16 protein-coding genes are annotated in these 15,388 nt (G+C 65.3%); 13 read left to right on the forward strand and 3 right to left on the reverse strand.

Annotation, left to right across the window (positions count from 1 at the left end; genetic code table 11):
• Nucleotides 1-205 precede the first annotated feature (205 nt).
• From RND64_RS09280 to RND64_RS09300, 5 genes are all read left to right on the forward strand, one after another.
• Nucleotides 206-1,264, forward strand: a complete 1,059-nt coding sequence (locus tag RND64_RS09280) for an alpha/beta hydrolase (RefSeq protein WP_331436578.1) — start codon at nucleotides 206-208, stop codon at nucleotides 1,262-1,264.
• Between the two features lie 50 nt (nucleotides 1,265-1,314).
• Complete coding sequence (locus RND64_RS09285; RefSeq protein WP_049697457.1) at nucleotides 1,315-2,262, forward strand: glucosyl-3-phosphoglycerate synthase; 948 nt, start codon at nucleotides 1,315-1,317, stop codon at nucleotides 2,260-2,262.
• 159 nt (nucleotides 2,263-2,421) lie between these two features.
• On the forward strand, nucleotides 2,422-3,162 hold the full coding sequence (gene pyrH / locus RND64_RS09290; RefSeq protein ID WP_049697458.1) for a UMP kinase: 741 nt from the start codon (nucleotides 2,422-2,424) through the stop codon (nucleotides 3,160-3,162).
• Between the two features lie 81 nt (nucleotides 3,163-3,243).
• Nucleotides 3,244-3,801: a ribosome recycling factor gene (frr, locus tag RND64_RS09295; protein WP_005204967.1), complete on the forward strand. Its 558-nt coding sequence runs from the start codon at nucleotides 3,244-3,246 to the stop codon at nucleotides 3,799-3,801.
• Nucleotides 3,802-3,821: 20 nt separating this feature from the next.
• The gene (locus RND64_RS09300) at nucleotides 3,822-4,724 is read left to right on the forward strand and encodes a phosphatidate cytidylyltransferase (protein WP_049697459.1); all 903 of its coding nucleotides are present in this window, start codon (nucleotides 3,822-3,824) and stop codon (nucleotides 4,722-4,724) included.
• A 43-nt stretch (nucleotides 4,725-4,767) separates the two neighbouring features.
• Here the strand turns inward: RND64_RS09300 and RND64_RS09305 are convergent, their stop codons facing one another.
• Nucleotides 4,768-5,370 (reverse strand): TetR/AcrR family transcriptional regulator, encoded by a 603-nt coding sequence (locus RND64_RS09305; protein WP_049697087.1) that lies wholly within the window; start codon nucleotides 5,368-5,370, stop codon nucleotides 4,768-4,770.
• A 122-nt stretch (nucleotides 5,371-5,492) separates the two neighbouring features.
• Between RND64_RS09305 and RND64_RS09310 the strand changes: the two genes are divergently transcribed.
• From RND64_RS09310 to RND64_RS09325, 4 genes are all read left to right on the forward strand, one after another.
• Entirely contained in the window at nucleotides 5,493-6,401 is a 909-nt protein-coding gene (locus RND64_RS09310; RefSeq protein WP_049697088.1) for a metal-dependent hydrolase, read from the forward strand.
• Complete coding sequence (locus RND64_RS09315) at nucleotides 6,398-7,483, forward strand: PDR/VanB family oxidoreductase (protein WP_331436579.1); 1,086 nt, start codon at nucleotides 6,398-6,400, stop codon at nucleotides 7,481-7,483. Before RND64_RS09310 ends, RND64_RS09315 begins: the two co-directional genes overlap by 4 nt.
• Before the next feature lie 89 nt (nucleotides 7,484-7,572).
• Entirely contained in the window at nucleotides 7,573-9,066 is a 1,494-nt protein-coding gene (locus tag RND64_RS09320) for a flavin-containing monooxygenase (protein WP_331436580.1), read from the forward strand.
• Nucleotides 9,063-9,923 (forward strand): SDR family oxidoreductase, encoded by an 861-nt coding sequence (locus tag RND64_RS09325; protein WP_331436581.1) that lies wholly within the window; start codon nucleotides 9,063-9,065, stop codon nucleotides 9,921-9,923. The genes RND64_RS09320 and RND64_RS09325 overlap by 4 nt, the downstream gene beginning before the upstream one ends.
• Nucleotides 9,924-9,929: 6 nt before the next feature.
• Here RND64_RS09325 and RND64_RS09330 read toward each other — a convergent pair whose 3' ends face one another.
• Nucleotides 9,930-10,328, reverse strand: a complete 399-nt coding sequence (locus tag RND64_RS09330) for a LapA family protein (RefSeq protein WP_049697092.1) — start codon at nucleotides 10,326-10,328, stop codon at nucleotides 9,930-9,932.
• A gap of 30 nt (nucleotides 10,329-10,358) precedes the next feature.
• On the opposite strand from RND64_RS09330, the gene rlmN reads away from it, so the two are divergent.
• The gene (rlmN, locus tag RND64_RS09335) at nucleotides 10,359-11,471 is read left to right on the forward strand and encodes a 23S rRNA (adenine(2503)-C(2))-methyltransferase RlmN (RefSeq protein ID WP_049697460.1); all 1,113 of its coding nucleotides are present in this window, start codon (nucleotides 10,359-10,361) and stop codon (nucleotides 11,469-11,471) included.
• A 4-nt stretch (nucleotides 11,472-11,475) separates the two neighbouring features.
• Here rlmN and RND64_RS09340 read toward each other — a convergent pair whose 3' ends face one another.
• A complete protein-coding gene (locus RND64_RS09340; protein ID WP_049697093.1) occupies nucleotides 11,476-11,748 on the reverse strand; it encodes a DUF2631 domain-containing protein in 273 nt (90 codons plus the stop codon).
• Between the two features lie 141 nt (nucleotides 11,749-11,889).
• Between RND64_RS09340 and puuE the strand changes: the two genes are divergently transcribed.
• Genes puuE through RND64_RS09355 form a run of 3 tightly spaced genes read left to right on the forward strand, consistent with a single transcriptional unit; the run spans nucleotide 11,890 to nucleotide 15,327 of the window.
• Entirely contained in the window at nucleotides 11,890-12,855 is a 966-nt protein-coding gene (gene puuE, locus RND64_RS09345; protein ID WP_331436582.1) for an allantoinase PuuE, read from the forward strand.
• 26 nt (nucleotides 12,856-12,881) lie between these two features.
• Nucleotides 12,882-14,045, forward strand: a complete 1,164-nt coding sequence (gene dxr / locus RND64_RS09350) for a 1-deoxy-D-xylulose-5-phosphate reductoisomerase (protein WP_331436583.1) — start codon at nucleotides 12,882-12,884, stop codon at nucleotides 14,043-14,045.
• A gap of 55 nt (nucleotides 14,046-14,100) precedes the next feature.
• The gene (locus RND64_RS09355) at nucleotides 14,101-15,327 is read left to right on the forward strand and encodes a M50 family metallopeptidase (RefSeq protein ID WP_331436584.1); all 1,227 of its coding nucleotides are present in this window, start codon (nucleotides 14,101-14,103) and stop codon (nucleotides 15,325-15,327) included.
• The last annotated feature ends 61 nt before the right edge of the window (nucleotides 15,328-15,388 follow it).

The following is a 15,388-nucleotide window of genomic DNA, read 5'->3' on the forward strand; positions in this document are numbered from 1 at the left end:
TTTCTTCAACAGGTGGACAACCGGATATCGCGTACGGCACACTGCCGAATCGGGGCTCCTTCGCTGCTTTTTCGTGATCACAGATGTCCGGACGGCGAAGGCGGGGTTGTCACGCGCCAGGCGACGTGAAAGTCAGACGTGGAGCGTGGCGTCGGCCACCGACGGACATCGAATCTGGCCAGACGGTGGATGTGGGGAGAAGCGAGTGAAGTCAGCAGGTTCGAAGTCCGACGCGGGAGCATGTCGTGACAGGGCACTCGGCGCGCGATCGTTGCGCACGTGCGTCGTCGTGATCGCAGCCGCGGCATGTGCGCTCGGTGGTGGCGTCGTCGGATCTCCGGTGGCGATCGCCGAACCGGGCGGTGCGCGCATCGTGTCGGAGAATGTCGTCGCGCCCACCGAGATCGACATCGAGGTGGCTTCACCGGCGATGCGTCGTTCGGTGCCGGTGAAAGTGATTCCCGCTCGCAGCGGTTCGTCGGCTCCCACGCTCTATCTCCTCAACGGCGCCGCGGGAGGCGACGACGGGAGCAGTTGGTTCGACCAGACCGACATCCGAACATTCTTTGCGAACGAGGACGTGAATGTGGTCGTGCCGATGGGTGGAGCAGCGAGCTACTTCACCGATTGGCAGCGCACCGACCCCAAGCTCGGTGTGCAGAAGTGGGCCACCTTCCTCACCGCGGAGCTTCCCTCGGTCGTCGACAAGCGATTCGACGGCAACGGTCGTAACGCAATCGCCGGAATCTCCATGGCGGGAACGTCGGTGTTCCAGTTGTCCTTGCACGCGCCGACGTTGTACCGCGCTCTCGGGTCGTTCAGCGGCTGCGCCCAGACCAGCGATCCGGCTGGCCAGGCGGCGGTGCGGTTGGTCGTCGAAGGCCGCGGTGGCGGCAACACCGTGAACATGTGGGGGCCGCCGTCGGCTCCGGCGTGGCGCGATAACGATCCCTACCTGCACGTCGAGCAGTTCCGAGGCAAGTCTGTCTACGTCTCCAACGGCTCCGGAGTTCCCGGTCGCTACGACACGATCAACGGTCCCGGTATCGATGGCAATGGGCAGAAGCTCGCCGAGCAACTCGCGGTCGGCGCGGTCATCGAGACGGCAACCGATCAGTGCTCGCGCAACCTGGCGCGTCGGATGCGCGAGGTCGGGGTGCCCGCGACGTTCCACTTTTATGAGGGCGGCACGCACGCCTGGCCGTACTGGCAGGACGAACTGCACCGGGCATGGCCGCAGTTCAGGGCGGCGCTGAAGCGATGAGCGGGCAGCGGTCGATCAACGGGGCGTCGGGCTCCGACTCCCAGCCGTCGATGACGATCTCGACGTCGGAAGGTGCGGCCACCTGGCTGGAGTCCAACACGTGGGAGCGCCCGGATTTCTCGGTCGATGAGCTCGTCGATGCGAAAGCAGGGAGGACGATCTCCGTCGTGCTGCCCGCACTCAACGAAGAGCGGACTGTCGGCAGCGTCGTCGATGCCATCCTGCCGCTGGTAGGCACGTTGGTCGACGAGCTCGTCGTGGTCGACTCCGGGTCCACCGACGCGACGATCGAGGTCGCGCGGGCGGCGGGAGCCAGGGTGGAAACGCGGGAGTCCGCACTCGAGGGCATCCCGGTCGTCGACGGCAAGGGTGAGGTGCTGTGGCGATCGCTGGCGACGACGACCGGCGACATCGTCGTGTTCGTCGACAGCGACCTGGTCGACCCGGATCCGACGTACGTGCCCAGGCTGGTCGGCCCGCTCCTCACCACGCCCGACCTTCACCTGGTGAAGGGCTACTACCGGCGACCGCTCATGGGTGTCGACGGGGTCGATCCGTCGGGCGGAGGACGGGTGACCGAACTCACCGTGCGACCGCTGATCGCGGCACTGTGTCCGCCGCTGTGCGGGTTGATACAGCCCCTCGCGGGCGAGTACGCAGCAACTCGAGAGCTGCTGACGTCCATTCCGTTCGCTCCCGGTTACGGCGTCGAGATCGGAATCGTGCTCGACACCCTCGCCCGTCACGGCATCGATGCCATCGGTCAGGTCAACCTCGGGCTGCGGATACATCGCAATCGTCCTCTCCACGAACTGGGGCCGATGTCGCGCCAGATCGTCGCCACCTTCCTGTCGCGAGTGGGAATCGGAGATTCCGGGAGTCCGCTCGTCGCGTTCGTGATGGAGGGCGACGGCGTACACAGTCCGCGTCGTTCGTATCCGGTTCTCGACGACAGACCCGCGCTGCGGAGCCTGTTCGCCGCTGTTCATCGTCGCTGAGCTGCTCGTTCACCTTCACGTCACCGCCTGATACCCGGCTCTGCCCGCGTCTGGCGGGCTCGAGCCGCGCACGAACGGGTCTCGATCGGCGACCGCGATCACGAGGACGGCGACGTCCCCATAAGATGAACGAGGCGAACCGACGAGTTGAGGATGTTGATGAGCGAAACCCCTGAGTCCCCGGAATCTGCACGCCCCGGCTACCACCGCGTACTGCTGAAGCTCGGCGGCGAGATGTTCGGGGGTGGTCAGGTCGGTCTCGATCCTGACGTTCTGAGCACAGTCGCAGATCAGATCGCCGAGGTGGTCAATTCGGGCGTTCAGGTCGCAGTGGTCATTGGTGGCGGCAATTTCTTCCGAGGTGCCGAACTCCAGCAGCGCGGCCTCGACCGCGCCCGATCCGACTACATGGGCATGTTGGGCACGGTGATGAACTGCCTCGCCCTGCAGGACTTCCTGGAAAAGCGGGGGATCAGCACCCGCGTGCAGACGGCCATCACGATGGGCCAGGTCGCCGAACCCTACCTCCCGCTGCGTGCGCAACGACACCTCGAGAAGGGTCGGGTCGTGATCTTCGGGGCAGGCATGGGCATGCCGTATTTCTCGACTGACACGACCGCGGCTCAGCGGGCGCTGGAGATCAAAGCGGAGGTCGTCCTCATGGCGAAGGCCGTCGACGGCGTCTACAGCGACGACCCGCGCACCAACCCGGATGCGACGCTGTATCGCGAGGTCACCCACCGCGAGGTGCTCGACAAGGAGCTCAAGGTCGCCGACGCGACTGCTTTCAGTCTCTGTATGGACAACAAGATGCCGATGCTCGTGTTCAATCTCTTGGAGAAGGGCAACATCGCGCGGGCGGTTGCCGGCGAGCGTATTGGCACACTGGTCAGCACGTAAGCCGACCCACGGGGAGACCCCCGACGCGGCCAGCCAGGCACTGACGAGAACCGGCAACAACGACGAGGACCAGGAACCGACATGATTGACGACGCATTGTTCGACGCCGAGGAGAAGATGGAGAAGGCGGTCGGCGTGGCGCGCGAGGACATGGGGTCCATCCGGACCGGTCGCGCGAATCCCTCGATGTTCAACAAGATCCACATCGAGTACTACGGCGCTCTGACCCCCGTCACCCAGGTCGCATCGATCACGACTCCCGAAGCCCGACTGGTCGTCATCAAGCCCTACGAGCCGTCGAGTCTGCGCGACATCGAGACCGCGATCCGCAATTCCGACCTCGGCGTGAACCCGACCAACGACGGAAACCTGATTCGCGTCGCCATCCCGCAGCTGACCGAGGATCGCCGCAAGGAACTCGTGAAGCAGGCGAAGGGCAAGGGTGAGGACGCCAAGGTCGCGATCCGCAACATCCGCCGCAAGACCGTCGACGAGCTCAAGCGCATCCAGAAGGACGGCGAGGCGGGCGAGGACGAGGTGTCGCGCGCCGAGAAGGAGCTCGACAAGACGACCGCAGGCTATGTGCACCAGGTTGACGAGCTGGTCAAGCACAAGGAATCCGAATTGCTCGAGGTGTGACCGAGGAGCCGACGCATCCCATGTCCGACGATTCAGCGACGAATCGCGACGACGGCAGTACCAGCGCAGCGGAGCCGACGAGTTCTGCAGAGGCGGAGCCGAAGAAGTCGCGTGCGGGGCGTGATCTCCCGGCAGCCCTGGGGGTCGGCTTCTCGTTGGGTATCGGGATCATCCTGATCCTGCTGTTCGCGCCGAAACTCTGGTACGTCGTCGTGGCGGTGGCATTCGCGATCGCGACGTGGGAGGTGAGCAAGCGCCTACGCGACGGCGGGTACGACGTTGCGTTGCCGCCGCTACTCGTCGGCGGGCAGGCGATCATCTGGTCGAGCTGGCCATGGGGGACGACCGGCGTCCTGGTCGCGTTTGTGGGCACGCTCCTGGTGATGATGGTGTGGATGTTGTTGGCGCAGGGCATCACTCACGCGCCGGTGAACTATCTGAAGAATCTGTCGGCGAGCGTGCTCGTGCTCGCCTGGTTGCCGCTGCTGGCCTCGTTCGGCGCGATGATGGTCGTCCAAGACCACGGCGCCGCCCGCGTCGCCACCCTGATGGTTGTCGTCGTCTGTTCCGACGTCGGCGGTTACGCGGCCGGAGTGCTCTTCGGCAAGCACCCGATGGCACCGGCAATCAGCCCGAAGAAATCGTGGGAGGGCCTCGCCGGCTCGCTCGTGGTCGGCACGGCGGGCGCGATCGGCTGCGTGGTCTTGCTACTCGACAGCCAGTGGTGGATCGGAATGATCCTCGGACCTGTTCTTGTCGTCTGCGCGACACTCGGCGACCTCGTCGAGTCCCAGATCAAACGGGACCTGGGCATCAAGGACATGGGCACGCTGTTGCCGGGACACGGCGGGATCATGGATCGTCTCGACTCGCTGCTTCCGTCGGCATTCATCGTGTGGTGCGTACTCACCGCACTGCTCTGACCGCCTCTGCCGCAACGTCGTTTCGGTGGTCCCTGGGGGCCTTTCAGCCCGGGCCGGCGATCGCGAGTAGGTGGTCGCGTGCGAACTTCTCGACGTCGGCGTAGTTCGTCAGCGGTACACGCACCTCGGGCGTCAGCAGGATGGAGTGCGTGATGCGCACCAGAATTTCGGCGCGCGATGCCAATTCGTCGTCGTCGAGTGCGACATCGGGGGTGCGCAAGATGTCGGCGGTTGCCTCGACGGCGGCGGCCAGGATGAACGATCCGTTGAGCGTCAACTGCTCCAGCACCGACGCGGGCTCGAGTTCGATGAGTCGGTTCCACACCGGGTTGCCGCGCACCGTCGTCACCGTCGTGGCGAATGCGGTCACCACCCTGTCGGCATAGGTCTCCGCGGCGTCGGCCGCCGCGCGTACGTCGGCGAACAGTCGCGATGCCTCGCGGATGAGAACCGCGGTCAAGACCTCGTTGCGCCCGCCGATGCGGCGGTACACGGTGACACGTCCGACGCCCGCTCGCTTCGCGATGTCGTCGACCGTCGCACGACGGATTCCGATGTCGGCGAAGACGTCGAGGGCGGCGTCGAGAATCGGGTCGGATGCGGTGTCGACGCCCGCCCCCGTGGTGAACAAACCGGGCACGGACATGGTGTCAGCCTAAACGACCGAGCTATTGAAACACTGAGTCAATCTATGTTTCACTGTTCGCGTCAGGAAGGTGACGCGACTCACGCAGGCGTCGCCCCGAGTTGGCACGAGGAGGAGGGTCCGTGACGCAAGCACAGCCACAGGCACACCGGGCGCGCACACGCGAGTACGAGCAGGAAGCGTTGGCGATCAATGCTCGTCCGGTTCGATTCGACTGGAGCGGCGTGCCGCTGGAGTACATCCCCGGCGAGCCGTACGCGACGCACTTCTGGAATGTCATGCACCTCGTCTTGCCCGAGGGTGAACGAGCCATGGCTGATGTCTTCGCGCAGGCGCTCGCATTCATCGACGACCCACGATTGCGGGAGGAGGTCGTCGGATTCGTCGGCCAGGAGGCCACGCACGCGTCGTCGCACGAGGGATTCCGAAAGTACCTGATCGCCAACGGGGTCGAGATCGGTCCGGTGATGGCGCGCATCGAGTTCGCCGTCGAGAAGATCTTCGGCGACCACGGCATCACCGACGGCCGTGCCAGCAGGGCGTGGTTGTCGGAGCGCCTCGGAATCTACGCGGCTGCAGAGCATTTCACAGCGGTGGTGGGTGAGTGGCTGCTCGACAACACGGCTTTCGACGACATCGGCGTCGACCCGACGATGCTTGACCTGCTCCGATGGCACGGTGCTGAAGAACTCGAACATCGAAACGTCGCATTCGATGCATTCCAGTACGTCGACGGGGGCTACTTCCGTCGTGCTCGGACTGCACTCATCGCGTCGACAGGACTTGCCGCACTGTGGTTTTCGACAGCCGCGTACCTCTACCGCAATGACGCAACCATCGCTCGACGCCGCCCGTGGCCCGTGGCGTTCGCACGAGCGGCACGCAGGCACATGATTCCCGGAGTCTCGTTCCTGTTCGAGCAGATCTACCTGTACCTCCGCCCGGGATTCCACCCGTCGACCATGGGAGACATCGACAAAGCCGTTCGCTATCTTGCGATCTCGCCCGCGGCGCGAGCGGCAGAGCAATGAACTACCTTCCGTCGCCCACGACCGACGTCGACAATCCGACGCCGGTCCTGCGTGAGATCCACCGGTTGGCGCGGGGCTATTCGCGCGTCTTCGCGCAGGCGCGGTTCGCCGAACGCCTTTCGCGGCCGAACCCGGTGCGTCGCGTCGGATTCGACATGCGACTCGACGTGGTCGAGAGTGTCGAGGCCGTCGACGGGGTGCGCCTGATCACCCTCGCCCGACCTGACCGCTCGGCTTTGCCCGCCTGGAGTCCCGGCGCTCACATCGACGTGTTCACCTCGACCGACCGTCAACGCCATTACTCGCTGACCGGCGATCCCGCCGACACCACCACCTATCGAATCGCGGTGCGGCGCATACCCGACGGGCTCGGCTCAGCGGAGATGCACGTGCTGCGAGCTGGTGATCAGCTGCGGATTCGGGGGCCGCGCAACGCCTTCAACTTCGCTGCCACGACACACTGTCTCTTCGTGGCGGGCGGGATCGGCATCACCCCGATCCTGCCGATGGTGCGCGAGGCACATGCGCGCGGTCTCGACTGGCGACTCGTCTACACCGGCCGATCACGGGCGACGATGCCGTTTCTCGACGAGGTGCTCGCACTCGACGGCGACCGGGTACGCGTCCATACCGACGACGTCGACGGCACTCCCGACATCGCCGACATCCTCGGTATCGGTATCGGCAGCGACAGGGAGGCCGGGCCGATCTACCTGTGCGGACCGTCGAGCATGCTCGCCGCGGCACGACGCCTCGTCATGGAGCGAGCTCCCCGCCGCGAATTGCACAGCGAAAGATTCAGTCCACCACCGGTTGTCGACGGTGAGCCGTTCCGGATCGATTTCGCGTCGGGGGGTTCGGTCGACGTCGCTTCAGACGAGAGCGCCCTCGCGGCGATCCGCCGTGTGCGACCCGACGTGCGCTACTCGTGCCAGCAGGGCTTCTGCGGGGCGTGTCGGGTGCGCGTGCTCGCCGGAGCCGTCGAGCACCACGACCGCGTGCTGATCGGTGACGAACGTGACGATTCGATGATGATCTGCGTCTCGCGCGCAGCAGGCGACCAAGTTGTCGTCGACCTCTAGGAGGAACCGTAGTGCACTCTTCAGCCCCACAAGACCCAGCCCAACAGCACGACCCAACCCTCCACGACCCGGCCCGACGGCACTTTCACGTGGCGATCATCGGCGCGGGGTTCGGTGGCATCGGCGCCGCGATTCGATGCTTGCAGAACGGATTCGACGACCTGGTCGTGTTCGAGCGCGCCGCAGATGTCGGGGGAACGTGGGAGGTCAACACGTACCCCGGTGCGCAGTGCGACATCCCGTCGGCGCTGTACTCGTTCTCGTTCGCCCCGAATCCGGACTGGACACGCCTGTACCCACTGCAGCGTGAGATCCAGGCGTACATCGCCCGGTGCGCTGACGATTTCGGGGTTACCCCTCACGTCCGGTGCGGCCATGACGTCAGCGATGCGTCGTGGGATGACCTCGCTCAGGTCTGGCGTCTGACTGTCAACGGATCGGTATTCACCGCCGATGTTCTCGTCGGCGCGACGGGGCCGTTCAGCGAGCCGTCCCGACCCGACATTCCCGGACTCGACGACTTCGACGGCGATGTCTTCCACTCGGCGCAGTGGGATCACGCGTGGTCGCCCGAGGGTAAGCGGGTTGCCATCATCGGAACAGGCGCGTCCGCAGTGCAATTCGTTCCCCAGCTGCAGCCGCGGGTGGCCCATCTGACTCTGTTCCAGCGCACGCCCACCTGGATTCTGCCGCACCCGGACCGGCCGATCCCGCAGCGTGTGCGGTCGATGTTTGCTCGGGTGCCCGTCACCCAGCGCGCACTGCGCGGAGTCTGTTCAATGGTGCAGGAAATGATGGTGCCCGGATTGGTGAGCCATCCTGCGCTGCTGAAACCTGCTGCGGCACTGGGCAGGTGGCATCTCCGCCGGCAGGTGGCAGACGACAAGCTCCGGGCAGCCCTGACGCCGAGGTATTCCTTCGGGTGCAAGCGGCCGACCTTCTCCAACGGGTACTACCCGGCGCTGGCCGCACCGAATGCCTCGGTGGTCTCCGACGCGATAGTCGGGGTGCGGGCCGAGGGCATCGAGACGGCCGACGGTCGCGTCCACGAGGTCGACACCATCCTCCTCGGTACCGGCTTCAAACTCGCGGCGGGGGAGGGCTTCTCGCGCATCCACGGTGCAGACGGCCGCAGCCTGTCGCAAGTGTGGGGCAACGGCGAGATGAAGGCCTACATGGGAACGAGCGTCGCGGGGTTCCCGAACTTCTTCATGATCCTCGGACCCAACTCGGTGGTCTATACCTCGCAGGTGGTCACCATCGAGGCGCAGGTCGACTACCTGGTCGATGCGCTGAAGGCCATGCGCCGTAGGCGAATCCGCAGTTTTGATGTCACGCAGTCGGCGCAGGATCGGTTCGTGGACGAGGTCGATAAAGGCCTGGAGGACTCCGTGTGGAACACCGGTGGCTGCTCGAGCTATTACCTCAGTCCGTCTGGACGAAACTTCACCTTCTGGCCGGGTTACGTGTTCACCTTCAGGCGCGCGATGAGACACGTGAACTGGGATGACTTCGACGTCCGAACGGGCATTCCGACTCGACCCGCGGCGTCGACGACGACGCAGGAGGTAGTGGTCGGATGAGCAGGACGGACATTCGCGGGTCGGTGGTTCTCGTCACCGGGGCGGCACAGGGGATCGGGCTGCGCACCGCGCGCCTCCTCGTCGACTCGGGTGCACACGTGGTGCTGACCGACGTCGACGCTGCCGCACTGGAATCCGCCAGTGCCGATTTCGCCGACGACGCCATCCTCACGGTAGAAGCTGATGTGCGCGAACTGGATTCGATGGCCGCCGCCGTCGACAAGGCGATCGGCAGGTTCGGCCATCTCGATCACGTTGTCGCCAACGCGGGCATCACGCCACCGACGGCAACGCTGCGTGGCGTCGACCCGGCGGCCTTCGACCGGGTCATCGACGTCAACCTGCGCGGGGTGTTCAACACCGTGCGCGCGTGCATGGAGCCGGTGATCGCCGCGCGTGGGCACATGCAGTTGGTTGCCTCATGTGCTGCCTTCGCTCCCGGGATGGGAGGTTCGGCGTACATGATCACCAAATCGGGGGTGGAACAACTCGGGCGAGCGTTGCGCATAGAACTGTCGGCGTACGGCGCCTCTGCGGGCATCGCGTACTTCGGCATCGTGGAGACGGACATGACGCGGGCGACGCTCGACGACGACCCGATCGGGCGCGAGATCGGCGGGCAACTGCCGTGGCCGCTGAACCGTCGGATCACCGCAGACGACGCCGCCAGAGTCCTGGTCGACGCAATCCGGTCCAGGAGGGGACAGGTTATCGCGCCCCGGCAATGGTCGGTGTACTCGGCGCTTCGAGGACTCATCAATCCGCTGCTCGACGAGAAGCTCACACGCGACGCGTCGATTCATCGGATCGTCAGGCACCTCGACGGCGGCGTCACACCGCGATCGGTGGGTGCGTGAGGGGCACTACTCCGGTGGCGGCTCCGTCGCACTCTTGGCCTTCTTCAGTGCCCGATTGAGCTGGAACACGCGTGCGCCTCCCGCCATCGCGACAATCAACGCTCCCGCGATCGCGGCGATCAGCAAGCTGACCCCGACGGGCAGGTTGACCTCCCAGAACAGAACGTCGATCCGCTGCGAGTCGAGGTTCTGGAGGATGAATACCAGCAGCAGGATCGTGATGATCGCCCCGACGACCAGGCCCGTGAACGCTGCGCGAGCGCGAGTGTGCTCGACCTTCTCGATCTTGGTCCGCAACTCCTGCCGTTCGGCGAGTAGTGCCTGATGTTCGGTCGGGTCGACGGTGGGCGTCACGTCGGGTTCGGTCACGTCGTGGTTGGCCCTGCGCTTGTCGCCGTGGTTCATACACCCATGATGACATGCGACAATGGATTCATGACGTCATTGCCGCTCGTGTTCACCGCGCCCAAGAAGGGACTGCCGCCGACGCACTTCGCTGATCTCGATGTCGACGGTCGGCGCGCGGTCATCACCGATCTCGGCCTGCCGAAATTCCGCGCAGACCAGTTGGCTCGGCAGTACTACTCACGTCTCAACGGCGACGTCGAGGAGATGACAGACCTCCCGGCGTCGGCACGTCCCGCGGTCGCGGAGGCACTGTTCCCGCAGCTGCTCACACCCGTCCGCCATATCGCCTGCGACGACGGCAGCACACGCAAAACCCTCTGGCGCCTGCACGACGGCACCCTGCTCGAGAGCGTTTTGATGCGCTACAGCGATCGCAACACGCTGTGCATCTCCAGTCAGGCGGGATGCGGAATGGCCTGCCCGTTCTGTGCGACCGGGCAGGGCGGACTCGACCGCAACCTGTCGACCGGTGAGATCGTCGATCAGGTGCGTGTCGCAGCGCGAGCGTTGCGCGACGGCGAGTTCGGCGATGCCGGCAGGCTCTCGAACGTGGTCTTCATGGGCATGGGGGAGCCGCTGGCCAACTACAAGCGCGTCGTCTCCGCGGTCAAACAGATCACGTCGCCGAGTCCGGAGGGGCTCGGAATCTCGGCGCGCTCGGTGACCGTGTCGACCGTCGGTCTGGCGCCTGCGATCCGACGCCTCGCCGACGAGGGTCTCTCGGTGACACTGGCTGTGTCTTTGCACACTCCCGATGACGAACTGCGTGACACGCTGGTGCCCGTCAACAACCGCTGGTCGGTGCAGGAAGTTCTCGACGCCGCCAGGTATTACGCCGACACCACGGGGCGTCGGGTCTCGATCGAGTATGCGTTGATCCGTGACGTGAACGATCAGCCGTGGCGAGCCGACATGTTGGGCAGCAAGCTACACAAGGCACTCGGGTCCTTGGTGCACGTGAACCTGATTCCGCTCAACCCGACGCCCGGCTCGCAGTGGGATGCGAGCCCCAAGGACGTCGAGCGTGAGTTCGTTCGTCGCGTGCGCGCGCAGGGGGTGTCGTGCACCGTCCGCGACACGCGCGGGCAGGAGATCGCCGCGGCGTGCGGCCAGCTCGCTGCCGAGGAGACGAGCGGTTAGCCGCTCAGCTCCACTTCTTCTTCTTGAACATCTTGTAGAGCAGGATGCACGCGAGCGCGACGGCGATGACGATCAGGTAGATGTCCTCGACGTGGCCGACCTGGTTGCCGATCAGCATGAACAGCAGCGCTGCGACGCAGAACCAGCCGGCGGCATACATCGACTTCGTCGCGGTGCCGTGCCAGCCGAATCGTGCCGAAGGCGCATCCTCGGGCTCGTGCCTCCAGCCGGTGTCGATCTGCTTGTGCTGCTCGTGCTCGACCTCGGTGCTTGCCACGGTGGCTCCTCACTGCGAAACGACTGACACTTCTGCCCAACTACGATGTCCGACGACGATCAGTAGTAGTTCACGATGAGCATAGCGGCCGCGTCGTCGCCCCGTCGCACGGCCACGCGCGATGTAGGAGAGAATGCCGCCATGCTCCCGACGACACGTTCGCTGAACGATTACCGCACAGAGGCATACCCCCGCGACATGATCGGATACGGACGCACCACCCCCGATCCGCAGTGGCCGGGTGACGCGAAAATCGCGGTGCAGTTCGTCCTCAACTACGAAGAGGGCAGCGAGAACAACGTCCTCGAGAACGACCGCGGCAGCGAGACCTTTCTGTCCGAGATGGTTGGCGCGCAGTCATTTCCGAATCGGCACATGAGCATGGAGTCGCTCTACGAGTACGGCTCCCGTGCGGGGGTGTGGCGCATCCTGCGTACGTTCTCTCGACGCGAGTTGCCGTTGACGATCTTCGCCGTCGCGCAGGCGATGGCGCGCAATCCCGAGGTTGCGGCGGCATTCGTCGAGCGCGGCGACGAAATCGCGTGTCACGGATATCGCTGGCTGAACTATCAGATGGTCGACGAGCACGTCGAGCGCGAGCACATGCGTGCGGCGATCGAGCTGCTGACCGAGATCACCGGGTCGCGACCGCTCGGTTGGTACACCGGCAGAGACTCGCCGAAGACTCGCGATCTGGTCGTCGAGTACGGGGGATTCGCCTACGACTCCGACAGTTACGCCGACGATCTGCCGTACTGGGTCAAGGTGCCGAGGCGCACCGACGGGGCGATCGAGGACGTCGACCATCTCGTCGTGCCCTACACGATGGACACCAACGACATGCGGTTCGCGTCGCCCGGCGGCTTTCCCTCGGGTGAACAGTTCTACGCACAGCTGCGTGACGCATTCGACGTGCTCTATCGCGAGGGACTTGAGGGTTCACCGAAGATGCTGTCGGTCGGGCTGCACTGTCGGGTCGTCGGACGTCCGTCACGGTTGGCGGCGCTCGAGCGATTCCTCGACCACGTGCAGTCGCACGACGGCGTCTGGATACCTCGACGCATCGAGATCGCCGAACACTGGCGCAAGGTCCACCCGCCTGCCTGAGTTGCCCGGTGAGCGACAATGGTCGGGTGAGCACACGTGTACTGATTCTCGGCTCGACCGGCTCGATCGGGGTTCAGGCCCTCGAGGTGATCGCCGAGCATCCCGAGCGATTCGAGGTGGTCGGACTCGGCGCGGGCGGCGGCAACCTCGACCTGCTGGCGCAGCAGGCGCGGTCGACCGGCCTGACAGCGGATCGCGTCGCCGTCGCCGACTCGGGCGCGGCGGAAAAACTCGCGGCCGAACTGGGCGACGGAGTCCTCGGCGGGGCGGAGGCGATGTGCAGGCTCGTCGAGAGCGTCGACGCCGATGTGGTGCTCAACGCGATCGTCGGATCGATTGGGCTGCGTCCGAGCCTCGCCACGTTGGAATCCGGCGCTCGGCTGGCGCTCGCGAACAAGGAGTCGCTGGTCGCGGGCGGGTCACTGGTACTCGACGCCGCGTCGCCGGGGCAGATCGTCCCCGTCGACTCGGAGCACTCGGCCATCGCGCAGTGCCTGCGGGCGGGTACGGCCGAGGAGGTGTCGCGGCTGGTGCTGACCGCATCCGGTGGACCCTTCCGCGGGTGGACACGCGAGCAACTCGTCGACGTCACACCCGAGCAGGCGGGTAAACATCCGACCTGGTCGATGGGACCCCTGATCACGCTGAACTCCGCGACGCTGGTCAACAAGGCCCTCGAGGTGATCGAGGCCCACCTGCTGTTCGACGTCGACTACGACCGGATCGACGTGACGGTGCACCCGCAGTCGATCGTGCACTCGATGGTGACCTTCGTCGACGGCGCGACGATCGCCAAGGCATCCCCGCCGTCGATGAAACTGCCGATCGCGCTGGCTCTCGGCTGGCCCGACCGCGTTCCGGGCTCGTCGATTCCCTGTGACTTCTCGACGGCGTCGTCGTGGACGTTCGAACCGGTCGACAACGCCGTGTTCCCCGCGATCGAGCTCGCCCGGGAGGCCGGTCGCGCGGGCGGAAGCCTCACCGCGGTGTACAACGCCGCAAACGAGGCGGCCGCCGACGGGTTCTTCGCTGGACGCATCGGCTTTCCGCGCATCGTCGAGATCATCGCCGATGTGCTCGCCGTCGCAGATGAATGGCGTGCGCAGCCAGGTACTGTGGAGGAGATCCTTGCCGCCGACGCATGGGCACGAGAGCGCGCTGCGCAGTTCGTCGCACACGCTTCTGCGTGATAGGGAGACCAGCCCGTAGAGCTTGCTGCGGGGACGTCGAATTGGAGTTGAGTACGTGAGTTTCGCGATCGGCGTCGTGCTGTTTGCGGTTGCGCTGGTGTTGTCGGTCGCCTGGCACGAATGCGGTCACATGTGGGCCGCGCAGGCCACGGGCATGAAGGTCCGACGTTACTTCGTCGGATTCGGCCCGACGCTGTGGTCGACCAAGCGTGGTGAAACCGAATACGGCATCAAGTTGATTCCCGCTGGCGGTTTCTGCGACATCGCGGGCATGACCCCCTACGACGAACTCGCCGACGACGAGCGTGACCGTGCCATGTACCGCCAGAAACCGTGGAAGCGGTTCGTGGTGCTGCTCGCGGGTCCTGCGCAGAACATCCTGCTCGGCCTGGTGCTCGTGTTCATCGTGGCCATCGCGTTCGGCCTGCCCAAGATCGGTCCCGATGCCAACAACGCACCTGTCTACGTCGACAAAGCGACGTGCGTGGCCCCGAGTACAGACGCCAAGGGCGAGCCTGTGGCCTGTTCGGGACCCAGCCCCGCCGCGGAGGCAGGGCTGCGCTCGGGCGATCAGGTCGTCGCGATCAACGGGCATCGTGTCGACAACAACGCCGACCTGATCATGACCACGTGGAAGACCTCCGGCACCGCCCAGCTCGAGGTCTTGCGCGATGGCAAGACCCTGACGCTCGACGTGCCCGTCACCCAGGTGCAGCGGATGCAGAGGGCCGACGACGGGTCGCTCAAGCCGATCACGGTCGGGGCCATCGGTGTGCAGCTCAATACGCCTCCGGAGCCGATCAATCACTACAACGTCGCGACGGCGGTACCGGGAACGTTCTCGTTCACCGGGCAGCTACTCGTCGAGACGTTCAAGGCGTTGGTCTCGCTGCCGTCGAAGGTCAGCGGGCTGTGGGCCGCGGTGACCGGTGGCGAACGCGCAACCGATTCGCCGGTGAGCGTTTACGGCGCGTCGGTGATGGGCGGGCAGACGGTCGAGCGCGGGCAGTGGAGCGTCTTCCTGCTGCTGCTCATCAGCGTCAACCTGTTCCTCGGGCTGTTCAATTTGGTCCCGCTACTACCCTTGGATGGTGGGCACATGGCGATCGTCGGCTACGAGAAGGGCCGCGACACCGTGCGCCGGTGGTTCGGCAAGGCGCCAGGGGGCGTCGTCGACTACTACAAACTGATCCCGATCACCTACGCGGTGGTCATCGTGATGGCGGGGTTCATGGTCCTGACCTTGACCGCCGACATCGTCAACCCGATCAAGATCTTCTGATGCGCGGCCCCGTCAGCCCAGATACGACGGCCGCGAGCGGCCCGGATTCGACGGCCGCGCA

This window comes from Gordonia sp. w5E2, from assembly GCF_036540975.1.
Classification (GTDB): domain Bacteria; phylum Actinomycetota; class Actinomycetes; order Mycobacteriales; family Mycobacteriaceae; genus Gordonia; species Gordonia jacobaea.